At 64.3% G+C, this 24,733-nt stretch carries 22 protein-coding genes; 12 read left to right on the top strand and 10 right to left on the bottom strand.

Features of this window, described 5'->3' with window-relative positions; translation table 11 throughout:
• The first annotated feature begins 278 nt into the window (after positions 1–278).
• Complete coding sequence (locus AWC31_RS23310; protein ID WP_067858294.1) at positions 279–881, top strand: sigma-70 family RNA polymerase sigma factor; 603 nt, start codon at positions 279–281, stop codon at positions 879–881.
• Positions 882–899: 18 nt separating this feature from the next.
• On the opposite strand, the gene AWC31_RS23305 is transcribed toward AWC31_RS23310, so the two are convergent.
• A complete protein-coding gene (locus AWC31_RS23305; protein ID WP_067858291.1) occupies positions 900–1,517 on the bottom strand; it encodes a sigma-70 family RNA polymerase sigma factor in 618 nt (205 codons plus the stop codon).
• 244 nt (positions 1,518–1,761) lie between these two features.
• Here AWC31_RS23305 and AWC31_RS23300 point away from each other — a divergent pair, with 244 nt between their 5' ends.
• Both AWC31_RS23300 and AWC31_RS23295 read left to right on the top strand, forming a co-directional pair.
• On the top strand, positions 1,762–3,174 hold the full coding sequence (locus tag AWC31_RS23300) for an NCS2 family permease (protein ID WP_067858288.1): 1,413 nt from the start codon (positions 1,762–1,764) through the stop codon (positions 3,172–3,174).
• A gap of 59 nt (positions 3,175–3,233) precedes the next feature.
• On the top strand, positions 3,234–4,184 hold the full coding sequence (locus AWC31_RS23295) for a DUF808 domain-containing protein (protein ID WP_085146282.1): 951 nt from the start codon (positions 3,234–3,236) through the stop codon (positions 4,182–4,184).
• Here AWC31_RS23295 and AWC31_RS23290 read toward each other — a convergent pair.
• Complete coding sequence (locus AWC31_RS23290) at positions 4,181–4,930, bottom strand: hypothetical protein (RefSeq protein WP_308204508.1); 750 nt, start codon at positions 4,928–4,930, stop codon at positions 4,181–4,183. The two genes, AWC31_RS23295 and AWC31_RS23290, sit on opposite strands and share 4 nt — an antisense overlap.
• A gap of 30 nt (positions 4,931–4,960) precedes the next feature.
• Positions 4,961–5,659 carry a TetR/AcrR family transcriptional regulator gene (locus AWC31_RS23285; protein WP_234816964.1) on the bottom strand — a complete coding sequence of 233 codons (699 nt, stop codon included), beginning with the start codon at positions 5,657–5,659 and terminating at the stop codon, positions 4,961–4,963.
• A 127-nt stretch (positions 5,660–5,786) separates the two neighbouring features.
• Here AWC31_RS23285 and AWC31_RS23280 point away from each other — a divergent pair, with 127 nt between their 5' ends.
• Positions 5,787–6,851: an NAD(P)H-dependent amine dehydrogenase family protein gene (locus tag AWC31_RS23280; protein ID WP_085146280.1), complete on the top strand. Its 1,065-nt coding sequence runs from the start codon at positions 5,787–5,789 to the stop codon at positions 6,849–6,851.
• 129 nt (positions 6,852–6,980) lie between these two features.
• Positions 6,981–7,184 (top strand): cold-shock protein, encoded by a 204-nt coding sequence (locus AWC31_RS23275; protein ID WP_067858278.1) that lies wholly within the window; start codon positions 6,981–6,983, stop codon positions 7,182–7,184.
• 60 nt (positions 7,185–7,244) lie between these two features.
• Here AWC31_RS23275 and AWC31_RS23270 read toward each other — a convergent pair whose 3' ends face one another.
• Both AWC31_RS23270 and AWC31_RS23265 read right to left on the bottom strand, forming a co-directional pair.
• Positions 7,245–7,745: a DUF5994 family protein gene (locus AWC31_RS23270; protein ID WP_085146279.1), complete on the bottom strand. Its 501-nt coding sequence runs from the start codon at positions 7,743–7,745 to the stop codon at positions 7,245–7,247.
• Positions 7,746–8,096: 351 nt separating this feature from the next.
• Positions 8,097–8,585, bottom strand: a complete 489-nt coding sequence (locus tag AWC31_RS23265) for an OsmC family protein (RefSeq protein ID WP_067858272.1) — start codon at positions 8,583–8,585, stop codon at positions 8,097–8,099.
• 90 nt (positions 8,586–8,675) lie between these two features.
• On the opposite strand from AWC31_RS23265, the gene AWC31_RS23260 reads away from it, so the two are divergent.
• Together AWC31_RS23260 and AWC31_RS23255 are read left to right on the top strand one after the other, a co-directional pair.
• Positions 8,676–9,638, top strand: a complete 963-nt coding sequence (locus AWC31_RS23260; RefSeq protein WP_085146278.1) for an oxygenase MpaB family protein — start codon at positions 8,676–8,678, stop codon at positions 9,636–9,638.
• A gap of 13 nt (positions 9,639–9,651) precedes the next feature.
• Positions 9,652–10,233 (top strand): TetR/AcrR family transcriptional regulator, encoded by a 582-nt coding sequence (locus AWC31_RS23255; RefSeq protein ID WP_067858266.1) that lies wholly within the window; start codon positions 9,652–9,654, stop codon positions 10,231–10,233.
• 30 nt (positions 10,234–10,263) lie between these two features.
• On the opposite strand, the gene AWC31_RS23250 is transcribed toward AWC31_RS23255, so the two are convergent.
• Positions 10,264–11,421 carry an iron-containing alcohol dehydrogenase gene (locus AWC31_RS23250; RefSeq protein ID WP_085146382.1) on the bottom strand — a complete coding sequence of 386 codons (1,158 nt, stop codon included), beginning with the start codon at positions 11,419–11,421 and terminating at the stop codon, positions 10,264–10,266.
• 203 nt (positions 11,422–11,624) lie between these two features.
• On the opposite strand from AWC31_RS23250, the gene AWC31_RS23245 reads away from it, so the two are divergent.
• Positions 11,625–12,518, top strand: a complete 894-nt coding sequence (locus AWC31_RS23245) for a LysR family transcriptional regulator (RefSeq protein ID WP_085146277.1) — start codon at positions 11,625–11,627, stop codon at positions 12,516–12,518.
• Positions 12,519–12,527: 9 nt separating this feature from the next.
• Here AWC31_RS23245 and AWC31_RS23240 read toward each other — a convergent pair whose 3' ends face one another.
• Both AWC31_RS23240 and AWC31_RS23235 read right to left on the bottom strand, forming a co-directional pair.
• Complete coding sequence (locus tag AWC31_RS23240) at positions 12,528–13,943, bottom strand: amidase (RefSeq protein WP_085146276.1); 1,416 nt, start codon at positions 13,941–13,943, stop codon at positions 12,528–12,530.
• 34 nt (positions 13,944–13,977) lie between these two features.
• Positions 13,978–15,441, bottom strand: a complete 1,464-nt coding sequence (locus tag AWC31_RS23235; protein ID WP_085146275.1) for a purine-cytosine permease family protein — start codon at positions 15,439–15,441, stop codon at positions 13,978–13,980.
• Between the two features lie 474 nt (positions 15,442–15,915).
• Between AWC31_RS23235 and AWC31_RS23230 the strand changes: the two genes are divergently transcribed.
• On the top strand, positions 15,916–19,179 hold the full coding sequence (locus tag AWC31_RS23230; protein ID WP_275082635.1) for an NAD-glutamate dehydrogenase domain-containing protein: 3,264 nt from the start codon (positions 15,916–15,918) through the stop codon (positions 19,177–19,179).
• On the opposite strand, the gene AWC31_RS23225 is transcribed toward AWC31_RS23230, so the two are convergent.
• Complete coding sequence (locus AWC31_RS23225; RefSeq protein WP_085146274.1) at positions 19,176–20,051, bottom strand: LysR family transcriptional regulator ArgP; 876 nt, start codon at positions 20,049–20,051, stop codon at positions 19,176–19,178. The genes AWC31_RS23230 and AWC31_RS23225 overlap by 4 nt on opposite strands.
• A 30-nt stretch (positions 20,052–20,081) precedes the next feature.
• Positions 20,082–20,975, bottom strand: a complete 894-nt coding sequence (locus AWC31_RS23220) for a LysR family transcriptional regulator (protein ID WP_085146273.1) — start codon at positions 20,973–20,975, stop codon at positions 20,082–20,084.
• Between the two features lie 139 nt (positions 20,976–21,114).
• Here AWC31_RS23220 and AWC31_RS23215 point away from each other — a divergent pair, with 139 nt between their 5' ends.
• From AWC31_RS23215 to AWC31_RS23205, 3 genes are read left to right on the top strand one after another with little or no spacing between them, the layout of a single operon-like run.
• Positions 21,115–22,206, top strand: coding sequence for a tartrate dehydrogenase (locus AWC31_RS23215; protein WP_085146272.1), 1,092 nt, complete (start codon positions 21,115–21,117; stop codon positions 22,204–22,206).
• Between the two features lie 29 nt (positions 22,207–22,235).
• Positions 22,236–23,597, top strand: a complete 1,362-nt coding sequence (gene dctA / locus AWC31_RS23210; RefSeq protein ID WP_085146271.1) for a C4-dicarboxylate transporter DctA — start codon at positions 22,236–22,238, stop codon at positions 23,595–23,597.
• Between the two features lie 16 nt (positions 23,598–23,613).
• Positions 23,614–24,729, top strand: coding sequence for a glycerate kinase (locus AWC31_RS23205; RefSeq protein ID WP_085146270.1), 1,116 nt, complete (start codon positions 23,614–23,616; stop codon positions 24,727–24,729).
• The last annotated feature ends 4 nt before the right edge of the window (positions 24,730–24,733 follow it).

The raw sequence follows: 24,733 nt of genomic DNA, 5'->3' as shown, positions 1-24,733 counted from the left end.
CACGTCCGAGCAGCCGTCTTGAGGTTCGATTGGCGCGAGCTCGGCGAATTAGTTCGTATACCTATGTACAGCGTTGAGGAACTTTACACACGCCGACAACAGCCTGCAGCCTGGGTCTATTTCCTGTGAACTCCCTGCAAAATCGCTGTACGCGGAGCATTCCGCAGCAGTTCAGACGATCGGAGTTGCCGGACTCACACCGCGGCGGAGTGGATTCTGGCTACATAGATGAACTACACTCATGCATAGGTTTTCTATACAAAGTCGGAGGTCGCGCCATGCATACGGAGTGCGAGCCACGAACGGCCGATCCGAGCGGGGCGACCGATTTCGTAGAGGCGATACTTCCCTGCATCGATCAGATCGAACGCGGAGCACGCCGGCTCACGCCCAACAAGTACGACGCCGAAGACCTCGTGCAGGAGACGCTACTCAAGGCCTACAGCGGATTTCACACATTCCGGCAAGGGTCGAACGTGCGCGCCTGGCTGTTCCGCATCATGTACAACACCTGGGTATCGAGATATCGCGCTCGTCAGCGCGGCCCGAATGAGCAACTGTGCGAAGACTTCACCGATGGCCAACTCTCCGCCGAGGCCGGCCACACCGCCGCAGGTCTGCGTTCGGCGGAGGTCGAGGCATTGGAGGCTCTTCGCGACGACGAGATCGCCGACGCCCTCGCGGCGATACCCGCGGCGAACCGGATGGTGGTGTACTACGCCGACGTCGAGGGTTACCAGTACCGCGAAATCGCTTCGCTGATGGGAACTCCCGTCGGAACCGTGATGTCGCGGCTCAACCGTGGCCGTCGCCGGTTGCGCGAACTACTGGCCGATGTGGCCTACGAGCGAGGCATGGCGAGGCATTCCGCTACCTGCTGAACCGGCGTCGACTACGGATTACGCCGCGCTGCTGCCGGTTTCGGGTGGGCCGACATAGCCTCGGGCCACCGCCGTCCCGGCAAGCGACTCACGCAGGTTTCGGCGCCCTCGGTGCAGCCGCGACATCACGGTTCCCACCGGAACGCCGAGGATCTGCGCGATCTCCTTGTACTGGAACCCGGCAATATCGGCGTAGTACACCACGATTCGCTGAAAGTCAGGCAACAGTTGCACCGCACGTCGCACCTCGTCGTCGCCCATCACTTCGAGTGCGGCGAGCTCCGCCGACGCCAGTTCCACCGACGACCGTCGCGCCACCGCCGCAAGTTGAGCATCCGTAATGGCCTCGGCGAAAACCTCGTCCGGTCGCCGCTGCGCGGTGCGATACGCATTGATCCACGTGTTGGTCAGGATCCGGAACAGCCAGGCACGAATGTTGGTGCCGTCGCGGTACGTGTGAAAGCTGGCGTACGCCTTGACCATCGTCTCCTGGACAAGGTCTTCTGCGTCGATCTGGTTCCTGGTGTATCGACGCGCCGCACCGTACAACTGGTCCAGCAGCGGCAGTGCGTCGCGGACGAATCGATCGTGTCGATCGTCGTCCACAATCTCGGTCGCCTCAACGATGGTTGGCATGACCCCGCTCCCTGCCACTGGTAGTAAATCCGTATTGGAGGGCCCTTGATCGAAAACCTAATCCGCTCGCCGAGCCCGCCCCACGGGGTTAACCTCCATACTTCGGAAGGTTTCCCGCACAACCGCCAGCATCACACCTCAAGTGGACTTCAGGTCAAGCGCTCCGTAGTGCTCCATCGGCGTCACGTCCGACACATTCTGTTAGGCAGGTGAGAAGCGGGGCGCCACCTTAGGGTCATCAACTATGAATCGCCTCGATCGCTTCTTCGAAATCTCGGCGCGTGGGTCGACGTTCGCTGCCGAGATCCGCGGTGGTCTTGTCACGTTCATCGCGATGGCTTACATCATCGTGCTGAATCCGGTCATCTTGTCCAGCGCACCGGATGTCGACGGCACCCGGCTGGAGTTCGCCCAGGTGTCGGCGACCACCTCGCTGGCCGCGGGCGTAATGACTATCCTGTTCGGCATCTTCGCGCGGTTACCGTTCGCGTTTGCCGCCGGTCTCGGCATCAACTCGTTTCTGGCGACCACCGTGGTCGGGTCGGTCACGTGGCCCGAGGCGATGGGGTTGGTCGTCATCAACGGGTTGATCATCGTGCTGCTCGCGGTGACGGGCCTGCGGCGACTGGTCTTCGACGCCGTGCCGATGCAGCTCAAGCTGGCGATCACCGCCGGTATCGGTCTGTTCATCCTTTTCATCGGCCTCGTCGACGCCGGCTTCGTCGGCTCCACCGGCCTGCCGTCACCCCCGGTGGGCCTCGGTACCGGCGGCGTCGGCTCGATCAACACGGTGCCCACGGTCGTGTTCGTGTTCACCCTTCTGGTGACCGGCATCCTGGTCGCGCGCCGGGTACGCGGCGGAATCCTCATCGGACTCGTCGCCGGCACTGTCGTCGCGGTCATCATCGAGGCGATCTGGCATCTCGGTTCGGCCGTCGACAAACCCGGCGGCTGGGGGCTCTCGGTGCCGTCACTGTCCGGCTCGCCGTTCGCGTTGCCCGACCTGTCACTGGTCGGCGAGTTCAGCATGGGCAGCTTCGGCCGCATCGGTGCGCTTGCCGCGATCATGCTGGTGTTCACCCTGGTGTTCGCGAACTTCTTCGATGCGATGGGCACGATGACGGGACTGTCGCGCGAGGCCGGGCTGGCCGACCCGCAGGGCACGTTCCCACGGCTGCGGTCAGCGCTGATCGTCGAGGGCACCGGCGCCGTCGTCGGCGGCGCCTCCTCGGCGTCGTCGAACACGGTATTCATCGAATCGGGCGCCGGCATCGAGGAGGGCGCCCGGACCGGGTTCGCCAACCTCATCACCGGCGTGCTGTTCCTGGCCGCGATGTTCGTCGCACCGCTGGCCTCGATCGTGCCGACCGAGGTGGCTGCGGCGGCACTCGTGATCGTCGGCGCGATGATGGTGAGCCACCTCCGCCACATCGACATCTCCGAGTTCTCGGTCGCGCTGCCGGTGGTGCTCACCGTGGCGACCATGGCCTTCAGCTACTCCATCGCCAACGGCATCGGTGTCGGGTTCGTAGCGTGGGCCGTGCTGCGGTCGGCGGCGGGCAAGGCCCGTGAGGTCAGCCCGCTGCTGTGGGTGGTCGCCGCGGGATTTGTCTTGTATTTCGCGCGGGGCTGGATTGAGTCGCTCATCGGCATGTGAAGGCCGGTAGCCTTCACAGACATGAGGACGACACCGCTGCGCGAAGAGGGACAACACCGGTGAGCGCTGGTCTGTTCGGTCTTCTCGACGACGTCGCGGCGCTGGCGCGGCTCGCGGCCGCCTCGGTCGACGACATCGGCGCCGCAGCGGGCCGCGCGACGGCCAAGGCCGCCGGTGTCGTGATCGACGACACCGCGGTGACGCCACAGTACGTGCACGGGATCACCGCCGACCGCGAACTGCCGATCATCAAGCGGATCGCGATCGGATCGCTGCGCAACAAGATCGTGTTCATCCTGCCCGCGGCGTTGCTGCTCAGCCAGTTTGCGCCGATGCTCCTGACACCCATCCTGATGCTCGGTGCGACCTACCTCTGCTACGAGGGCGCCGAGAAGGTATGGGGCTGGATCACCGGCCACGACGCCCACGCCGCGCCCGCTGCCACCGAAGGACCTGACGCGGAGAAGTTCATGGTGACGGGCGCCATCCGCACCGACTTCATCCTGTCGGCCGAGATCATGGTGATCGCGCTCAACGAAGTCGCCGACCAGCCGTTCCTGCCGCGCCTCGTCATTCTCGTGGTGGTCGCGCTCGTCATCACGGCCGCGGTCTACGGCGTCGTCGCGGGAATCGTGAAGATGGACGACATCGGACTCAGCCTGACCCAGCGCAAATCCCGGTTCGGGCAGAAGATCGGCCGCGGACTCGTCGCCGGGATGCCCAAGCTGCTGTCGGCGCTCTCCATCATCGGCACCATCGCGATGCTGTGGGTCGGCGGCCACATCCTGTTGGTCGGTACCGACACCCTCGGGTGGCACACGCTCTACGGCATCGTTCACCACGCCGAGGAGTGGGTCCACCACGCGGTGCCCGGCGTCGGCGCGGTGCTGGCGTGGCTGACCAACACCGCGGCGTCGGCAGTCATCGGATTGGTCGTGGGCGCCGTCGTCGTGGCGATCATGCATGTGCTGCCCTTCGGCAAGAAGAAGCAGCACGAAACCCACGCCTAGCGGGTGTTGTTCGTGATCCAGATCTGAGCGGCGTCGGCGGCCCGCACCAGCGCACCGTACTCGCCGAAGTAGTCGGCGACCGCGCCGATCCAGGGCAGCATGCCGAAGTAGCGGAACAGTCGGCGCGGATGCGGCCGTTTCCCGAGTTCGTCACCGATCGCGTTCATGATGCCGACGAGTTGCCACAGCTTCTTGACCAGAGACATCTGCGACCCATCGGCATCCGGTTCGGGCGGCGGCACGGCGCCGGGCTCATCGGTGAGCTCGCGGCCGCACAATACCGCCGCCAACAGCCGCACCTGCGTCTGATGATCGGTGATGCCGTACTCACGGGCGACCGCGCACAACACGATCGCCTGGTTGGTGAAGCCGAACAGATCCTGCAACGGCAAGCGGTCGGCCAGCACGCCGAAGACTCCGGGGAAGGCCACGACGACGGTGTCGAGCGCGCCCACGCGACGCACCCACCAGCGAATGCGGCCGGCTCGGTCCTTTCGTGCCCACGATTTGGTTCCGGGAACGTCGGCACAGTCGAGCAGCCCGGCCAGCAAGTTCAACGGCCTGTCCACCAGCGAATCGGCGGAATCCCGATCGTGGGTACGCCGGCGCAGTCCGAGCGGATCCGTCTCCGACAACACGTCGAGGATCAGGTCGATCACACCAACGGCACGTCCCAGCGCTTCGGCAACATCCGCATCGGACAGGTCTGCTTTCGGCATGAGATCCATGCCGCCATCTTGAAGCATGGGCCCGGATCGTGCGGAGGCAGGCGCGAATCAGCGGTTTGCCGCGAGGCGCTGTTCGAGACCCGCGATCACTACGGCGAGATTGAACTCGAAATCGTCAGCACGGGGCACACTGCGGCCGGCGACGACCGCGCTCAATAGTGGAAACTCGCCTGCCGCAAAGTCTTCCAGTGCCCGCGCCACTTCAGGGGTCTGGTGATGCAGGCGTGAATCCGCTGCGCCCAGAAGGTCGTGGGCAGCCGACATGGCGATACCGGACACCAGCGTGAGGATGCGCCCGGACTGCTCGACGTCGAAACCGGCCGCCGTCAGCGCTCCCAACACCCGTTCCGCCAGGCCGAGGCTCGCGGCACCGCCGATGCCGCTGATCCGGAAGTTCATGCCGGTCGCCCCGTACTTGAGGACGCCCTGGCGGATGGCATTGCCGTACGCGCGCAGCACGTCCTGCCAGGCCGCGTCGTCAGGCAACTCGATCGAGCGCAGTTCGGTGTCGAACAGATCGGCGACGACCAGTTCGAGCAGGCCGTCGCGGTCGCCGACGTAGTAGTGCAGTGCCGTGCGATCCACTCCGAGCACGTCGGCGACTGCCTGCATCGTCAGATGCTCGGGGGCGATACTCCGCGCCGCCGCCAGGATCTGATCGCGGTCGATCCGGCGTGGGCGTCCCCGGCGCCGGCGGGGTGAACCATCGTCGACGCCGCCGGTGCTGTCCACGCTCTCGGCCGTCACTGCAGCAACAGTAGCCGCACGCGCGGTGTGACGTGAGCTGACTCTTGACATCGCGTGTTAGTTTTCTCACGCCCGTGGAAAAATCCGTGTGCGGCACGAAAGGGTGCCGACGAAGGGAGTCGTTCAGGTGCCAAACACTGCTCCGTACCGGGTCGTTCAGTGGACCACCGGAAATGTCGGCAAGAGCTCGGTCGCGGCAATTGCCAAGAACCCGACATTGGAACTCGTCGGCTGTTACGCCTGGTCACCCGACAAAGCGGGCAAAGATGTCGGCGAGCTGTGCGGCATCGAGCCGCTGGGAGTCACGGCGACCAACGATGTCGACGCCCTCCTCGCACTCAAGCCGGACGTCGTGGTTTACAACCCCATGTGGATCGATGTCGACGAACTCGTCCGCATTCTCGAAGCCGGCGTCAACGTGGTCGCGACCGCGTCCTTCATCACCGGCCACAACCAGGGCAACGGCCGCGACAAGATCGCCGACGCGTGCGCCCGGGGCGGATCGACGATGTTCGGCTCGGGCATCAGCCCCGGCTACGTCAACCAGCTGTCGGTGGTCGCGGCGGGCATCTGCGACCGCGTGGACAAGATCACCGTGAACGAAGCGGCCGACACCACCTTCTACGACTCCCCCGCGACCGAAAAGCCGGTCGGCTTCGGCCAACCCATCGACCATCCAGACCTTCAGGCCATGACCGCCCACGGCACCGGAGTGTTCGGCGAAGCCGTACGCATGGTCGCCGACGCGCTCGGCATCGAGCTCGACGAGGTGCGGTGCGATACCGAATATGCCCAGACCACAGCGGATCTCGATCTCGGTTCGTGGACGATACCGGCTGGCTGCGTGGCCGGCGTGTATGCCAGCTGGAAAGGTATCGTCGACGGTCAGACCCGGGTGGAGATCAATGTCCGATGGCGCAAAGGCCAAGCGCTGGAACCTGATTGGAAGATCGAACAGGACGGCTGGGTCATCGAGGTCGCCGGCCGCCCGACCGTCACGATGAAGGTCGGCTTCCTTCCCCCGCCCGACTTCGAGGCCACCACCCTGGAGGAGTTCATGGTGCTCGGCCATATCATGACGGCAACCCCTCCGCTCAACGCCATCCCCGCGGTGGTGGCAGCGGCACCGGGCATCGTCACCTACAACGATCTCCCCTTGATCCTGCCACGAGGCGTGGTACCGACCAGTTAATCGACCAACCGGGCCGCATACCCGAAAACTCCACTGCCGCAAGCCTTTTTATGGTCAGCGGGGGTAGTCTGCTATAATGTTTTTGGGCGTTTTTGGTACGTCCAGTTTGAACAATGAGAGAAGCAAAATATGACACAGGGAACTGTGAAATGGTTCAACGGCGAAAAGGGCTTCGGCTTCATCGCCCCTGACGGCGGCGCCCCGGATGTCTTCGTTCATTACTCCGAGATCAGCGGAAACGGTTTCCGGTCACTCGAGGAGAATCAGCGAGTCGAGTTCGAGGTCACGCAGGGAGCCAAGGGCCCCCAGGCAGTCGGAGTCACTGCAATCTGATCGACTAGACATCATGATGGGCTGGTGCGCGTACCCGCTGCACCAGCCCATTCGTCGTTTTCAGGCGAGTGTTCCCGCCGGGTTCTGCATACGGCCCAGCCATCGAGCGGACTCCGCCTGAGCGACACGCAGCACGCAATCGGCGGTTTCGAAGAACGGCGTCTGCCGCGCCGAGTCGTCCACCGGCATCGCTGCGGCACAGCGCATCACCAAGCCCCCGAGTAGCTGCGATGTCTTGCAGGGAACGACAAGGAGCTTCACACACGCGTCCCGGCCGGCAACCGCCATCAAGCGGGGCCGCCGCACTTTAGCCCCGACCGTCCACTTGTTGCCGGTGACGATCGTGTTCAGATCCAACTGCCCCTCGGCGGCAGACCAGTTGATACGGATATCGACGATCTCGCCCAATCGCCGATGGAGCACGCCCACCAATTCGGGCAGTTCATTCGCCACCGAATCGGTATGAGGCCACCAAGCACCGTCGATATCGGCGCCCACCTGCTTGGCGAGCGTGAGCCGGACGGGGCTGGCCACACGTCGTGTCCCGGTCAGGCCGTTCACGATGATCGAGATGCATCGGAGCGAGGCTGGGACTTAGGGCGATCTGAGAAAATCGGCACCGCGACCGGCTCCACCGAGGTGTCGGCATTCGCGATGCGCGCCGGCTCTTCCGAATGTGAAAACAAGTTGTACGAATCCATAAAGCGTTTCCTTGAGAAGTGCGGATCTGATCCGCACGTGTAGTTGAGAGCACGCGACAAGAGATTCGCAGGCTGGCCGTTCAACGTTGAAAGCCACAGCAGGAACACCATGGTTGACCCAGTCGAGGTGCGCGGCTACCCACGAATCTACACGCGCACGACCGCCGGCACAGCCCGCCTCGCTGAAGTGCAGTGGCGAATAGTCAAAACTTCAGGCGCCAGAGGAAGTTCGCATCGTCGGATCGGTGTGCACCGGGAAGTTCACCGAGTTGGCGATGAAGCACATCCGATGAGCTTGCTCATGCAGGTCTGTGGCATCCGCCAGCCGGTCCGGGTTCGCGATCGTCACGTCCGGGTGCAACGTCACCTCGGTGAAATTACCGCTGCCGTCTGAGGATTCGTCCATCGCCCCGACCGGGCGATCACTGTACGCGGTCACGACGATGCCGGCTTGCGCACACAGCGCCAGGTACCACAGCATGTGGCATTGCGACAGGCTGGCGACCAGAAGTTCCTCTGGATTCCACCGCTCGGCAGTGCCACGAAAGGCCGGGTCGGACGTTCCGGGAATCGAGGGCTTGCCAGCCACGTCGACCCCCGCGATCTCGTGATCCCGCGCGAAATCTCGGTACCCACTGGTTCCCGAGCCGGTGTTGCCCGTCCAGGTCACCTGCACCTCGTAACGATGACTGCGCGCCATGCTCGCGAAGATACCAAGTCCGACACAGAGCCCATTGACACATTGGCACACATTGATAGTCTTTGTGCCACGCATCGTAAGGAGGCTCCCATGAGCACCGTCGCGGAATCCGGCCCAGTCGAGACTGACGAGAACGATCGGGTACGGCCACATGTGCTGAGGGATTTCCGCCGACATTCGGGCAGCATCCTGTCGGGAGCATTCGCCGCGTCCGCGTTCGACGAGGTGGCGCTGGTGCCGGTGGCTGCCGCCGTCGATCGGAGTGGGCGCTTCGAGAAGAACTTCCTCGACCGCGGTCTACGTGGCGGGTTTTCAACGCTGTTGGCGATCTGGGGCGATGCCGAGGACCGCGCGGCCGAAGGCGAGCGACTCAAAGTGCTCCATCGCGATGTGCGCGGGACCGGCAAAGGTGATTTCGCCGAAACCCGGTACAGCGCACTCAATCCGGGGCTGTGGAATTGGATAGCGGTCAGTGGGATCTTCATGATCCTGCATTCGTTCACCCCCGCGACCGGCATCGCCATGACGCCCGCCGAACGCGAGGCGGCGTACCGTCAGCTCATCAAGGCGTTTCGGGCCCTGGAGTTGCCCGGGGCGTCCGCGAAACTGCCTGCGAGTTATGCCGAAGCGACTCGCTATTACGACGACATGGTGCAGAACCAGTTGCAGGCCAACCAATTCCTCGATCGGGTGACGACCGGGCTGACGCGGTTGCCGCTCCCGACGCTGTTGATCCCCGGGCCGGTGCGGCTCGCTCTCACCCCGTTGTGGTTAGCGGTCCGACCGGGAGCCGGCCGGGTGATCAAAGTGTGTTCGTTCGGGATCATGCATCCCGGAGTTCGAGAGTTGACCGGCTTCCGCTGGCAGGATCGCCACAACCTCGAATTCGCGTTGTACACGCGAATGGTGCAGATCGCCTGGCGGGTGTTACCCGACCGGTTGCTTCTCGTGCCGTTGGCATACAACCGCCTGCAGTACGAGAAGCTGGTCCGGCTGCACCGCTCGGTCGCGCTCGATTCGTTCGCTCCACTGGGCTGCCCGGCCGCCAACTGACACACTGGTACGAATGCCACGAAGCAACGCCAGCCAGTCCGAGCAGGAAGACGCCATTCTCAAGGCGGCTGCCGAAGAGGTTGCGCTCGTCGGCCTCGGCCGTGCGAGTCTCGACGTGATCGCAAAGCAGGCCGGCGTCAGCCGCAGGACTCTGTACCGGCGTTTTCCCACCCGTGACACGTTGATCACCGAGCTCGGGCGGCGCACGTTCGACGCCGCGATGAACCGGTTGCGTACCGTCGCAATAGATTCGGGCCCCAATGAGGCTGCGGTGGCGGCGTTCTGCGAAGGGTTGCGGTTGCTCACCACCGAACCCGTGATGCGCCGCTTCCTCCGGCTCGACAGTGACTTCACCGCAGTCGCCGGCGCGTACCACGAGGTGCAGACCCTTCTGAGTAGCGCGTCTGCTGCCATGGCCAAGGCGTTGCGGGCGGCCGGTGCGACCATGCCCGATGCCGACCTGCTCGCCGTAGCGGAACTGCACATCCGGCTCGCCAGCTCACTCGCCCAAGTTCCGACACCGGTGCTCGATGTGACCGACGACGACGCGGTCCGCGCCTACGCGCGTCAGCATCTGGCTGCCCTCGTCTGGTAGTTCCCGACGAGGGCAGCCTTGCAGCTTGATTCAGTAGATCTCGCGGTACAGCTCCACGATCTCGTCCTTCGTGGGAACCCGCGGGTTGTTGCCCGGTGACCCCGACGCCAACGCCTGCTCGGCCATGAGTTCCAGCCGGGCCTCCCAGTCGTCCTTGTCCACACCGTAGGACTGCGGAGTCGGCACCTCGACGTCCCTGCACAGCTGCTCAAGCTCGGCCACCAAAGCGCCTGCCGCATAGGCGCTCGCGGCGGACTCCCCGACGAGACCCATCGCCTTCGCACAATCGGCATAACGGTCCACCGCGGACTCGATCGAGAACTTCGTGATCGCAGGCAACAGCATGGCGTTGGAAAGCCCATGCGCGACATGGAAATGTCCGCCGATGGGCCGGCTCATGCCGTGCACGAGCGCGACGCTGGAGTTGGAGAACGCCATCCCCGCCTGCGTGGACGCGAGCATCATCGCCTCGCGTGCCTGCCGGTCGGCGCCGTCGGCGTAGGCGCGGCGCAGGTGTTGCGATATCGAGCGCATGGCCGCGAGCGCAAGTGCGTCGCTGAACGGACTGGCACGCCGGCTGACGTACGCCTCGATGGCGTGGGTCAGCGCATCGACCCCGGTATCGGCGGTCAGGCGAGCCGGCATCGAGACGGTCAGCTCGAAGTCGACGACGATCGCGATCGGCAGGAACGACAAACCGGGACACAGCATCTTCTCGTCGGTTTCGCCATCGGTGATCACCGTGAACTGTGTTGCCTCCGAACCGCTTCCGGCCGTCGTCGGGACGGCGACGATCGGAAGTGCCGGTCCGGTATAGCTGCTCGGCGCCTTGTAGGACGCGATGCTTCCGCCGTTGGCCGACAACACCGCGAGCGCCTTGGCGGTGTCCATCGGGCTGCCTCCACCGAATCCGATGATGCCGTCGGCGTTGTGGGCCTTGACGAGGTCCAGACCGCCGGCCAGCGAAGCCACCGTCGGGTCCGGCACGGTCTCGGAGAATACGGTGGCCTCCACTCCCGCGGCGTGCAGTGTCTTCACAAGGCGTTCGGCCTGACCGGTTTCCGACAAGTACTTGTCGGTGACCAGCATCGGCCGCAGGATGCCGAGCTGAGCGACAACCGATCCGAGTTCGTCGATTGCACCCGCACCGATCTTGGCGAAGCGCGGGAGTGCGATGTCGGTGACCATGTAGCCAGCCCTCACTTGTTTTCGGGGAAGCCGAGGTTGATGGGGGCCGGAAAGAGCTTGTTGTTCAAGCAATGTGGGATCGGTTGCGTCTCGCCTGCGTGCGTGGTCTCCGTCATACGTCCATGCTCAATGGGCATCGATGCATTGGTCAACCGCCAAAGCTGCACATTGCGGTGCAAAATTGCACGTGTAGGTTCTACCTCATGCAAAGCGCGGACAACCTCCGGTTTTTCCTCGAAGTCGCACGCACCGGACGCCTCAACGAGGCCGCCCGCAACCTCGCGGTCGATCACACGACGGTCGGGCGGCGAATCACCGCGCTGGAGAAGGCGTTCGGGGTAAGGCTGTTCGACCGCTCACCGGGCGGCTGGCACCTGACGGAGGCCGGGGCGGATCTGCTGCCGCGTGCTGAGTCGGTCGAGTCGGCCGTGATCGCCGCGTACGACGCACGCACCACGGCGGCCGGGCCACTGACCGGGACGGTCCGCATGGTGGCGCCCGACGGGTTCGGGGCATTCGTCGTCGCTCCGCGACTTGTCGAACTGCGGCGCGCCCACCCCCATCTCGACGTCGAACTCGTCACCGCGACGGAGCACGGTTCGCTGTCGGCCCGCCAGTTCGACATCGCGGTGACGCTTGAGGAGCCGCTGCCTCGTGCCGTGCAGGTGCACCGGCTCGCCGGCTATGACCTGTGCCTGTATGCGGCACCGGAGTACCTCGCGTCCGCTCCGCCGATATCCCAGCTGGCGGATCTGACCGATCACACGTTGATCTGGTACATCGATGCGCTGCTCGACGTGGCGCCGCTGCGGATACTGGACTCGTTACCGCACAAGCAGCGGGTAGCGGTTCAGACCAACAACATCACCGGCCATTGGACGGCGGCCCGCAGCGGGTTGGGCATCGCTCCGCTGCCGCAGTACATCGGCGAGCCGGACACGTCGCTGAAGATCGTTCTGCCCGAGACGTTCTCGGTGCGTCGCACCTACTGGCTGGTCATCCCGCGCGAGCTGCAGCAGGTCGGGCGGGTGCGGGCCGTCGCACAGTTCCTGCGATCGACTGTGGCGACGAACCCGTACCTCACCGCACCTGCGTGAGTGAGGCACTCACAGGTTGGGATGCTGTTTGTTCCACGGGGTGGCGGCCTGGAACGCGCCGACCACATCGACAAGTCGGCGCTCGTCGAATGCGCTGCCGACCATCTGCAGGCCGACGGGGAACGGATGACCCGCTTCGGTTGTGGTGAAGCCGCCCGGGAACGTGATGGTCGGCAACTGCGACAACGTGAACGGCACGGTGAACCGGTGTACTCCGGCGGTCGTCTCCTCGTCCATCCGGATCATCTTCTCCACCGGCGGCGCGATGAACGACATCGCCGGGATGAGGACGGTGTCCACGCTCGAGAGGGCGGCCTCCATCTGGCCTTTGAAGATCAATCGCCGTTGCAGCAGTTCGTCGTACTCGATGCCGGACATGGCGATTCCGCGATCGATGAGCTCGCTCAGCGCCGGCCCGTAGCTGTCCTTGCGCTCGGGATACAGGCCACGATGTGCGCGAGCGGTCTGTACGGCACACACCCCGAACCAGTCGGTGATGGCCTCGGTGGGATCCGGCAACGTGACAGGGGTGAGTTCGGCGCCGAGGTCACGCAACACCTGCTCGGCTTCCTGATGCGCCTTCTCGACGTCGATGCTGACGTCGCGATAGCTCCACTCCGGGTCGATGCCGATCCGCACACCACTCAGCGATGCCGGTGTGGTGGTGCTGAACTCGGGAACCGGCCGCAACGACGCCGTCGGGTCTCGGGGATCCGCGCCGGCGATCGCACCGAGGATGAGCCCGGCGTCGCGAGCGGAGCGGCAGATCGGGCCGACGTGATCCAGCGTCGCGGCGAGTTCGACGACACCGGCGCGGCTGACCCGTCCCCACGTGGGCTTCAAGCCCGTCGCCCCGTTGGACGCCGACGGCATGCGGATCGATCCGCCGGTGTCGGAGCCCAGTGCGCCGTAACACAATCCGGCCACCGGTGCGACGCCGCTGCCGCTGGACGACACTCCGACCCAGCGGTTGGGATCCCACGGATTCAACGGGGCCCGGAACGGCGGCGTGTGTTCGGTGTACACACCTTCGGTGGTGTGCACCTTGCCGACGATCACCGCACCGGCCTGGTCGAGGCGTTCGACGACCGTTGCCGTGCTGCTCGCGACCTGGCCGGAGCGCACGGCCATACCGGCTTCGGTGCGCCATCCCTGCTTGTCGTAGATGTCCTTGATGGCCAGGGGAATACCGTCGAGCGGGCCCCGCGCGGCGCCGGCCGCGCGGCGCTCGTCCGATTCTGCGGCCTTGGCCATGGCTTCATCCGGTGCGACGAACGCATACGCGCCCAGCCGCTGATCGACCTCGGCGATCCGATCCAGGGTCGACTGGGTCAGTTGCCGTGCGGTGACTTCTCCGCGGTCCAGCAGATCAACCAGTTCGCAGATCTCGCGGTAATACAATGCGTCAGCGGGTGTTTCAGTCATCTCGTCAATCTTTCTGTACCGTAACTACTTCGGTTCACTCGACCGCTTCGGCCACTTCGGTCTTGCGGCCATCAGGCACGTCGTCGTCGGCAACCTGCGTCGGTGAACCATACTGCGATCCCTTGGTGAGGAGCGCCAGGGGGATGTAGACGATCGGCCCCACCAGCATGGCCGCGAACGAAGCGAAGTGCATCGGATACGCGCCTGCGACACCGAGTGCCCCCACGGCCAGGCCGGCCGCCAACGCCGCCATACCGCACAGGTTCCAGTCCTTGACCCGACCCTCGCGGTATTCGATCTGGCTGCTGGGGGCCAGCTTGAACAGTTTGCGGCACACGAAATAGTCACTGAGCAGGATGAAGATCCAGGTGTTGGTCATGATGCCGGTCACCGCAAGGAACTTGTCGGTGTACTGCAGCACGTTGATCGGATACAGCACGACGCCAAGGACCACGAGCAGCACCATCCACCACTGCCTCCCGATCTTTCTGGGAGACAGCACATCCCACGCGTTCGACAGGGCCAGCGAGCCCGAGTACAGGTTCATCACGTTGATCCGGACTTGCGTCAGGATCGCGAATATGACTCCGAGAACGCCCATTACGACCGCGAAGATGAGCCCGGGGTCCGTGGCGGCCAGCTCCCGCTCACCGCGAGAGCCGTCGAAATGCGAGATCATGGTGAAACCGAGGAACACACCGAGCACCATCACGACGGCGATCATCAGCAGCTCGACGAGCATCACCCCGGCTGTACCGGCGTACGAGACCGACCTCTTCACGAACCGTCCGTAGTCGGTGGCGATGAGCGCCTGGAACACCACCTGCCCGTTGGCCAGGCTCAGCGCCTGCCACATCGCCGTGGCGGTCACGCCGTCCTGAACGGCCCACTCCCCCGGCCCGACGAGCACATAGCCGTTAGCCAGCATGACCATGCCGATCACGAACAGGATCAGGAAGATCGGCATACCGAAGCGCTGCAGGATGTTCATCGAGTGCATACCGCGCCACGAGTAGTACAACGCGATGAGGGCGACGATCGCGAACACGACGCTCGCGCCGGCCGAATCGATTGAGATACCCGCGATCTCGCTCAGGCCGTGCGAGACGATGCTGCCCTCGAAGATGAAGTAGAAGACGTAGTTCACCGCGTAGACGAACGACGCGATCGCAGACCCGCGTGCACCGAAACCCAAGCCCCGCGACAACAGCGGCAGCGACAGGCCCTCCTGGCTGGCGATCCGCATCACCAGTGCACCGACGACCGTCGCACCGATGACCATGTACGCGATCGGGATGAGCAGAGCGGGCCACCCCACCAGAAAGCCCATCTGGCCGCCCAACGCGAACCAGAACATCGCCGTCACATTGCCGGTCAACACAAGCAGAATGGCAGGCCGGCGCCAGCGCTGGCTGTCGGGCACCCGCGTGGTGGCGTAGCTCTCGATCTGATCATCCAGGCTGGTCGCCGGGCCGTGGAAGTAACTGCTGAGGCTCAACGCGTGAGTCCTTTCCCGCCTCCCGTGCACACGCCGATGTCAGCGCACGCGGGAGGAGATCGATCCGAATCAAGACCGCAGGTGCACTGTGGCAATGCCGGTCAGGTGGCTGCGCGTCCTTGCGATGTGAATTACATCCCAACCTGCGAAGAGAGGTAAGTCAACGAACAGTGCTGCACTCCGAAGTGCAGAAATGCACGCGCCTGCGCGCAATTTCGTCGGCCCGGGCGTGGCGTCGACAGGCCGTCGGCAGCGTGCGCACGCGGAAAGCGGAACTGAACCGGGCCTACAAACTGTAAGCATTCCGCTCAACTCGTTTACGCATTGCACACCGCGGGTGGCTGCTTTCGAATCGAGGCTTAGTCCATCGCCGTCCACCGACCCCGACGATCACTCCAACAACGAGGAGCACACTCCGTGAACGTGTCGAGCGCCAAAGCCGTCACTCACCGTTCCCTGACGAGTCCCGACGACCTGCCACCGTCCGTCCCCGAACGACTCATCGACGCCGAGCAGCTCGACGCGCTGGTCGGGGACGCGATCGCAGTCGGTCTCGAGCAAGCCCATGACGACGGCCGCCTGCGGTTCGCCCTTGCGGCGTTGGAGCCGGTCCCGCTGCGCCGGATGTTGCCGGCTCTACAGAGTATGGACCTGGAAGTGCTCCAGGAGCAGGCCGGTTCGTGGACGCGTGCCGATGGGCGGGTGTGCCACGTGTATCACCTCGTTCTGCAGGCGGGAAGCGACGCCGCCGATGAACTGGCTCGACACGACGCTGCGACCGAGACGCGTATCTGCGAGACGTTCCAAGCGATTTGGGCCGGACGCGCGGAGTCGGACGGATTCAATGCGTTGATCTTGCGCGCCGCTCTCGACTGGCGCCAGGTGTGTGTCCTGCGCAGCTACAGCCGTTATCTGCGTCAGTTGCCATTGCCGTACGGACAGAGCCGGATTCAGCGCGTATTGCTGGACAATCCAGTGGCGACACGGGCGCTCATGGCGCTGTTCGAAGCGCGGTTCGCCCGGACCGAACAGCCCGCCGACAGCCCGCACCGGGTCGCCCGTGTCGCCGCGGCCGAGCAAGTTGTCGCTACGGAGATCGACCAGGTATTGCACATCGATGCCGACCGGATACTGCGGGCCTACCGCTGCCTCGTCGACGCAACCGTGCGGACCAACGCATTCGCTCCGGACGCGTTGAGCGTCACCACGCCATATCTGGTGCACAAGATGCGGGCCCGCGATATCGACGAGCTGCCGCAGCCCCGCCCGTTGTCCGAAATCTTCGTGTACTCGCCCGAATTCGAGGGCGTGCACATGCGTTTCGGCCTCGTGGCACGTGGTGGTCTGCGCTGGTCGGACCGTCACGACGACTACCGCACTGAGGTCCTCGGCCTGGTCAAGGCTCAGGCCGTCAAGAACGCGATGATCGTGCCGGCCGGCGCCAAGGGCGTGTTCGTCGTGAAGGCCCCCGCATCGCTCGACGGCGACGCGATGCGCACACCGGGACTCCGCTGCTATCAACAGTTCATCGCCGCGCTGCTCGACGTCGTCGACAACACCACCGAAACCGATGGGCGGCCGAGGTTCGGCGGTGTGGTGAGCCATGACGGACCCGATCCCTATCTGGTGGTGGCCGCCGACAAAGGCACCGCGACGTTCTCCGACTCCGCCAACGCGGTGGCCCTCAAGCGCGGTTACTGGCTCGGCGATGCGTTCGCCTCGGGTGGATCGGCCGGCTACGACCACAAGGCCATGGCCATCACCGCGCGCGGCGCCTGGGTGAGCGGCGACAGCCATCTCGCCGAACTCGGCATCGATTCGCGCACCGACACTTTCACCGCGGTCGGCATCGGTGATATGAGCGGCGACGTCTTCGGCAACGGAATGCTGCTACGGCGCGGCCTGACGCTCATCGCCGCGTTCGATCACCGCCACATCTTCATCGACCCACGCCCCGACATCGAACGTGCCTTCGCCGAACGACGCAGGCTGTTCGGCCTCGCCCGGTCTTCATGGGACAGCTACGACCGCGCGATGATCAGTGAAGGCGGCGGTGTGTGGCCGCGCACCGCGAAGACCATCCGAATCACGCCGCAGATGCGCGACGCCCTGGGCATCGCCGGATCCGATTTGGCCTTGACGCCCAACGAGCTGATCGCCCACATCCTGTGCGCTCCGGTGGATCTGCTGTTCAACGGTGGCATCGGGACATACATCAAGGCCGGCGGCGAACAACATGCCGAGGTGGCCGACAAGGTCAACGACCCGGTTCGCGTCGATGCCGGCGATGTCCGCGCCCGGGTGATCGTCGAAGGTGGCAACCTCGGCGTCTCGCAGCGCGGACGTATCGAGTTCGCGCGCCGTGGCGGTCTGATCAACACCGACGCGATCGACAACGCAGCCGGTGTCGATTGCTCCGACCATGAAGTCAACATCAAGATCCTGCTCGACTCGGCGACCCGGTCCGGCGTGATCGCCAACAACTCACGAAACCGATTGCTCGGCGAAATGACCGATGAGGTCGCCCGACTCGTCCTCACCAACAATCAGGACCACAACCGGCTGCTCAGTGACGCACGGTTCAACGCACCGCAGATGGTGGACGTACATGCGCGAATGACAGCCGACCTTCAGAAACGCCGAGGCCTGCACCGGGAACGGGAAAACCTGCCCAGCAAGGCCGGATTCGCCGAACTGGTCAAAGGCGGGCAAGGACTCACCGCGCCGCAACTCGCGACGTTGATGGCCCACGTCAAGCTCGACCTCAAAGCCGATCTTCTCGGCAGCGACACGTTCGACGATCCCTACTTTGTGGCGACCCTGACGCGATACTTCCCCGCAACGCTGCGGCATCGCCTCGGCGAGCCCCTACCCGACCATCCGCTACGGCGCGAAATCATCACCACCGCAATCGTCAACCGCGTGCTCGCGACCTCAGGGCTGACCTACGCGTTCCGTCTCGCCGATGAAACCGCCGCGACCACAAGCGATATCGTGCGCGCGCACGCGATCGTGTCCGACGTCTTCGACCTGGACACCCTGTGGTCGGACATTCACGCCGCGGAACTATCCCCCGCGCTGACCAACACCCTGATCATCGAAGGGCGGCGGCTCCTCGACCGAGCGTCCCGCTGGTTCCTGCTCAACCGCCCGCAGCCGCTCGACGTCGGTCTGGAGATCGAGCGGTTCGGCCGGGCAGTGGCGACCCTACGGGGCCGCCTCGGCTCGATGTTGCGCGGCAACGAACTGGCGGCGGTCACACAAGCTCGCGAAGAACTGACCGAACGTGGCGTACCCGCCACGATCGCCAAGCACATCAGCGAATCGCTCTACGCGTTCAGCCTTCTCGACATCATCGAGATCGCCGACACCGACGGTGTGGATCCCCTTCACCTGGCGGGAATCTACTTCGAACTGTCGGACCATCTCGGTGTCGACAGCCTGCTGCTGGCGGTCTCCTCGCTTCCTCGAGGCGGTCGCTGGCACGCGCTGGCCAGACTCGCACTGCGCGAGGATCTCTACCGTTCGCTACGTGATCTCACGCTCGACGTCAGCAGGCGCGCCACGGAACCAGCCGACATCACCGAGACCATCGAGGAATTCGAGGCGTACAACCGGCCACGGCTCGACCGGGCCCGGCGCACCCTGCAGGAGTTCCTCGAGACCGATGAGCCCGATCTCGCAGTACTGTCCGTCGCGTCGGCACAGCTGCGCAGGCTCACGGGTGCTCGGGTCTAGCGTCGTGGCCTACCGGTCAGCCGCAGATTCCGTGCGGCTGACCGGACCGCGTCGGTGATGGCGGTGACCGTCGGGCTGTCGAGCTTCCAGCATTGCCAAAACAACGGGACATCTAGGTGATGTGGGGTGACCGGCACGAAGGACTCATCGATGAGCTCTTCCGGGTACATACCCCATCCCAGCCCGGTCTTCACCGCGGCTCCGAATCCCTCTGCGGTCGGGATGAAATGTGTCGGTCGGGCGATGTCCCTACGAAACGCCTTGCGAACCAATTGATCCTGCAGTGTGTCATCGCGATTCCACGCCAGCGACGGAGCCCTGGCGGCGGCGTCCCTGGTGAAGCCGTCTGGGAAGTGGCGTTCCACGTACTCGACACTGGCTACGGGCACATAGCGCATCGCCCCCAGCGGATACACACGACAGCCCGTCACCGCGGTCCGTTCGGTCGTCACCGCACCCATCACCACGCCTTCGCGCAGCAGCCGCGCCGAGAAGTCCTGGTCCTCGATCCGGATGTCGAAAAGCACCTCCGGCAGCTGCCCGAACACTCCGGTGAACCACGTCGCCATCGAATCGGCGTTGACAGCCAACGCAATCCGCGTGCGATGCGCCGAACCACCGCTCATCTCCGTCAGCGTCTCCGACTCCAACAATGCCGTCTGAGCCGCCAGACGCAACAACGGAATCCCGGCCGGCGTTGCCGTGCACGGCTTCTCGCGCACCACGAGCACCTGGCCGACCCGCTGTTCCAACGCTTTGATCCGCTGGCTCACGGCCGACGGGGTGACATGCAACCGCTGCGCTGCGGCATCAAAGCTCCCGAGCTCGATCACCGCGGCGAACGCGGCGAGCTGTTGGCCGTCGATCTGCACATTAGCAATGCTAATGCACTGGCCATAAGCTCAGATCTGCTTACCATGTCGATAGCGGCGCGCTTCGGCCATGAACGCCACCGCAGGCGCAGTGAGATGCGTGCGACGGCTCACCGCACCGACGTGCAGGTATGACTCGGGCACAATCCGCTGCACCCGGGCACCGGAGCGACGCGCCGTCTGCGTCCAGGAGGACGGCATGACGGCACGCCCAAGCCCGTTGAGCACCATCGGCAGAATCGAAGTGCGGTGCGCGATCTCGGCTGCAATCGTGATATCGATTCCCTCCGCGAGTACATCGTCCACCAAAGCGCGCATCAGTGAACCGCGTTGCGAAACGATCAACCGGCAGCCGCTGAGCTCGTCGCGCCGCACGGTGGAGCCGGTAACCACGTCATCGTCGGGGCCGGAAATCAGCACCAGCGCTTGACTTTCCAAGGCGACCACATCGAGATCGGGAGCGCGAACAGGTGCCGGCGCACCTAGGATGCCGATTTCACAGGCACCACTCCGCACCGCCGACAACACCTCTTCGGGTGTGAATCCGGCTTCGGCGTTGACAGTGACGTCGGGATGTTCCCGCGCAAACGCAGTCAGGATTGTGGTAAATGGTTCCATGCCCGGCGAAGGCATCGTGATCAGATCCAGGCGACCACCACGTAAGCCCTTGAGCTCACGCATCGCAGCCTCGGCCTCCTCGACATCCCTCAGTACGACACGCGCAGGGCCGACCAGCGCTCTCCCCGCATCACTGAGGACGACGCCACGACCCACTCGGTGAAACAGCGGTGCCCCTAGCTCGCGCTCGAATCCAGCGATCGCCTGCGACAACGAGGGCTGCGCGATCAAGAGCTGGTCGGCCGCCTTGCCGAAACCACCGCAATCGACCACCGCAAGGAAGTACTTCAGCTGTCGTACGTCCATCGACCACCGCCTTGAACTGCTTCGATAGGCCCAGCCTATATGGCTGATCGCAAGTTTGTCCTGGACCTGGATACCGGATCGGCCTGCTAATGGGACGTACGACATGTGACTCAGACAACACCCGAAGAAAGGGAGTTCCATGACACAAACATTCAAGATCGCCGCGATCCCGGCCGATGGTGTCGGCAAGGAAGTGGTGGCCGCCGGCCGCCGTGTATTGGACACCATTGCCGAGCAGTCTGGTGGTGAGTTCATCTTCGATTGGACAAAGTTCCCGTGGGGATGCGAGTACTACGAGCAGACCGGGAAGATGATGGCCGACGACGGTCTCGACATCCTCAAGGGATTCGACGCCATCTACTTCGGTGCTGTCGGGTGGCAGAACGTGCCCGACCACATCAGCCTGTGGGGCCTGCGCCTCAATATCACCCAGAACTTCGACCAGTGGGCCAACATCCGTCCGGTGAAGTTCCTGCCAGGCGTCGTATCGCCGCTCCGCAAAGCCGACCACCACGATCTGGACTGGGTCGTGGTACGTGAGAACAGCGAAGGAGAGTATGCGGGTCTCGGCGGGCGCAACCTATCGGGTCGCGGCGCCGGGAACGAAGTAGCGCTGCAGACCGCGCTGTTCACCGAGAAGGGCTGCGAGCGCATCATGCGGTTCGCGTTCGATCTGGCCCTCACCCGCCGGGTCAAGAAGGTATCCAGCGTGACCAAATCCAACGCACAGCAGTACGGAATGGTGTTGTGGGACGAGGTATTCCAACGGGTCGCGCGGGATTATCCTGACGTCGACACCGAGAGCGTGCTCGTCGACGCCATGAGCGCCAAGTTCATCCTGCACCCGGAGGATCTTTCGGTAGTCGTGGCCTCCAACCTCAACGCCGACATTCTCTCCGACCTCGGTTCGGCACTCGCCGGTAGCCTTGGCGTGGCCGCCAGCGCCAATCTCAACCCGGAGCGACGCTTCCCGAGCATGTTCGAACCCGTCCACGGCTCAGCGCCCGACATCGCCGGACAGGGCGTGAGCAACCCCATCGGTGCCATCGCCAGCGCTGCGTTGATGCTCGACCATTTCGGCTTGCACGACGAAGCCCGCCGGGTCGAGGCAGCCATCGAAAGCGCCACCGGTAGCGGAGTTCTCACCCGTGACATCGGTGGATCATCCGACACCGACGACATGACCGACGCCGTTATCGCGGCCCTCACCCCAGCCCTGACCCTGGCCTGAGCGCCACACCGGACACCGGAGGATTCGACATGAACCAGGCCAGCGCGAAGAAGCGGTGGTACCGCCAACTGTACTTCTGGGTGCTCGTCGCCATCGTCATCGGCATCTTCCTAGGATGGCTGGCACCGGCGGCCGGTGTGGCGATGGAACCGATCGGGACCACGTTCGTCACGGCGATGAAAATGCTGATCGGTCCGATCGTATTTCTGACGATCGTCGGCGGCATCGCCAGTGTCGCCGACTTGAAGAAGGTCGGTATGACGGGAATCAAGGCTCTTACCTATTTTCAGATCGGCACGATCCTGGCGATGATCGCCGGTCTGGTAGCGATCAACATCTTCCGGCTGGGCGACGGCGTGAATGCCGACCCGAGCAAGATCGAGGCCAGCGATTCCGCACAGAAGATGATCACTGCGGGCGAGGAAAAGCAGTGGTGGGAGTTCATCACCCATCTCGTGCCGCACAGCGTTGTCGAGCCCTTCGTCGAGGGGGACATCCTGCAGATCATCTTCTTGGCAGTCATTTTCGGTGTAGCGCTCAATGCGGTCGGCCAGATCGGAGGACCGGTCCTCGATGCGGTCAACCGGCTCACCAAGATCGTCTTCAAGGTGCTGTCGTACGTCATGAAGCTCGCGCCGTTGGGTGCGTTCGGCGCGATGGCCTATGCCATCGGGAAGTACGGCGTCTCGACGCTGACGAGTCTGGGCAGCTTGATTCTGCTGTTCTACGCGACCTCCGCGTTGTTCGTGTTCGTCATTCTCGGTTCGGTGATGGCCTACCTGCGGCTCAACATCTTTCACATGCTGCGTTACCTCCGCGAGGAGCTCGTACTGATCCTCGGCACCTCGACGGCTGAACCGGCGTTACCCGGGCTCATGCGAAAGCTCGAACATGCGGGGGTTAGCAAGACAACTGTCGGATTGGTCGTGCCCACCGGATACAGCTTCAACCTCGACGGTGCAGCCATCTACCTGTCGTTGGCCGCCGTGTACATCGCGCAGGCGACCAACACAGACCTGACCATAGGCCAGCAAATCGGACTGCTCGCGGTCATGCTGCTGACGTCGAAGGGCGCAGCAGGAGTGGCGGGCGGCGGGTTCATCGCCCTTACCGCGACGCTCAGCACGATCGGCCACATTCCCGCCATCGGCATCATGCTCATCTTCGGGATCGACAAGTTCATGTCGGAGTGCCGAGCCCTGGTCAACTTCATCGGCAACGCGGTTGCGACCTTGTTCATCGCGAAGTGGAACAACGAACTCGACACCGACCGGGCCCGGGCAGTGTTCTCGGAAAACGATCTTCCGCCTGTGGAAGAGGCCGTGGCCGGCCATGATTCCGAGCCCGAACCGGCCGATCCTCGTACTCCGGCTCTGACCGGGCAAGCCTGAGCGCGAGGCGACGTTGATGCGTGTTCTGGTCGCCCCCGACAAGTTCAAAGGGAGCCTGGCCGCGGGAGAGGTAGCCGAGAACATCTCCACTGGTCTGGCCCAGACCGGGGCACTGTGCGTCACGCTGCCACTGGCAGACGGCGGCGACGGCAGTGTAGCCGCCGCTCTGTCAGCGGGGTTTGAACCGCACCGGTGCGAGGTGGCCGATGCTCTCGGAAGGGCTCGCACGACCACCATCGCTGTTCGCGACGGCTCGGCAGTCGTCGAGGTGGCCGACAGTTGTGGATTGACCACACTACCGGCCGGCGCGCTTGCGCCGATGACCGCTTCCAGCAAGGGTTTCGGGGAAGCGATCAGGTATGCAGTGGGACTCGGCGCCCGCCGAATTGTGCTGGCACTCGGCGGTAGCGCGAGTACGGACGGCGGCACGGGCATGCTTGCCGCGCTCGGTTACGAGTTCCTGGACGGATCCGGCATGCCCCTGCAACCTGCGGCCCACAATCTGCACCAGATCGAGGGCATCCGCACCGAGAACGCGATCGACACACGTGGAACCGATCTCGTGGTCGCCAGCGACGTAGCCAGTCCACTGAACGGACCCCAAGGTGCGGCGGTCGTGTTCGGGCCTCAAAAAGGCGCAGGCGGCGCCGATGTCGACCGGCTTGAGTCTGGCCTGCAGCATCTCGTCGCAGTTTGGGCCCGGGCCGGCTTCCGAGCGGAGACCTGGGCGCAGACGCGCGGTGCCGGAGCTGCCGGTGGCTGCGGGTTCGCCGCCTTGGCTCTCGGCGCTCAGATGTCCAGCGGCGCTAGATTTTTCCTGGACCTGCTGAGTTTCGATGACCACGTGAGCGATGCGGATCTGGTCGTGACGGGCGAGGGACGCCTGGACGGCCAAACTCTTGCCGGCAAGTTACCCGCGGCAGTCGCCGCACGGTCCGCGCCCACACCGGTGGTGGCGGTGGTCGGGCGCAACGATCTCACCTCCCACACCGCGTTGTTCCGCGACATCTACGCAGTGGCCGACTTCGCCGGATCCGATACGTCCCGTGATCGGGCGCGCACTGCAGAGGCTCTGTGCACGATCGGGGCGCGGATCGGCCGCAGCTACTCCCCCGCTCCAACAGACACTTAGGTAC

Origin of the sequence: Mycolicibacterium wolinskyi, from assembly GCF_002101965.1 — a bacterium.
GTDB classification, from domain to species: domain Bacteria; phylum Actinomycetota; class Actinomycetes; order Mycobacteriales; family Mycobacteriaceae; genus Mycobacterium; species Mycobacterium wolinskyi.
This window is presented reverse-complemented; position numbering and strand designations above follow the sequence as displayed.

What these genes read in the sequence shown, in the direction of transcription:
- AWC31_RS23240 (WP_085146276.1), bottom strand. Translation starts at nt 13,943, where the DNA reads ATGACTGAAACACCCGCTGACGCATTGTATTACCGCGAGATCTGCGAA.
- AWC31_RS23245 (WP_085146277.1), top strand. Translation starts at nt 11,625, where the DNA reads ATGCAAAGCGCGGACAACCTCCGGTTTTTCCTCGAAGTCGCACGCACC.
- AWC31_RS23305 (WP_067858291.1), bottom strand. Translation starts at nt 1,517, where the DNA reads ATGCCAACCATCGTTGAGGCGACCGAGATTGTGGACGACGATCGACAC.
- AWC31_RS23205 (WP_085146270.1), top strand. Translation starts at nt 23,614, where the DNA reads ATGCGTGTTCTGGTCGCCCCCGACAAGTTCAAAGGGAGCCTGGCCGCG.
- AWC31_RS23220 (WP_085146273.1), bottom strand. Translation starts at nt 20,975, where the DNA reads ATGGACGTACGACAGCTGAAGTACTTCCTTGCGGTGGTCGATTGCGGT.
- AWC31_RS23250 (WP_085146382.1), bottom strand. Translation starts at nt 11,421, where the DNA reads ATGGTCACCGACATCGCACTCCCGCGCTTCGCCAAGATCGGTGCGGGT.
- dctA (WP_085146271.1), top strand. Translation starts at nt 22,236, where the DNA reads ATGAACCAGGCCAGCGCGAAGAAGCGGTGGTACCGCCAACTGTACTTC.
- AWC31_RS23300 (WP_067858288.1), top strand. Translation starts at nt 1,762, where the DNA reads ATGAATCGCCTCGATCGCTTCTTCGAAATCTCGGCGCGTGGGTCGACG.
- AWC31_RS23275 (WP_067858278.1), top strand. Translation starts at nt 6,981, where the DNA reads ATGACACAGGGAACTGTGAAATGGTTCAACGGCGAAAAGGGCTTCGGC.
- AWC31_RS23255 (WP_067858266.1), top strand. Translation starts at nt 9,652, where the DNA reads ATGCCACGAAGCAACGCCAGCCAGTCCGAGCAGGAAGACGCCATTCTC.
- AWC31_RS23265 (WP_067858272.1), bottom strand. Translation starts at nt 8,585, where the DNA reads ATGGCGCGCAGTCATCGTTACGAGGTGCAGGTGACCTGGACGGGCAAC.
- AWC31_RS23310 (WP_067858294.1), top strand. Translation starts at nt 279, where the DNA reads ATGCATACGGAGTGCGAGCCACGAACGGCCGATCCGAGCGGGGCGACC.
- AWC31_RS23215 (WP_085146272.1), top strand. Translation starts at nt 21,115, where the DNA reads ATGACACAAACATTCAAGATCGCCGCGATCCCGGCCGATGGTGTCGGC.
- AWC31_RS23290 (WP_308204508.1), bottom strand. Translation starts at nt 4,930, where the DNA reads ATGCTTCAAGATGGCGGCATGGATCTCATGCCGAAAGCAGACCTGTCC.
- AWC31_RS23260 (WP_085146278.1), top strand. Translation starts at nt 8,676, where the DNA reads ATGAGCACCGTCGCGGAATCCGGCCCAGTCGAGACTGACGAGAACGAT.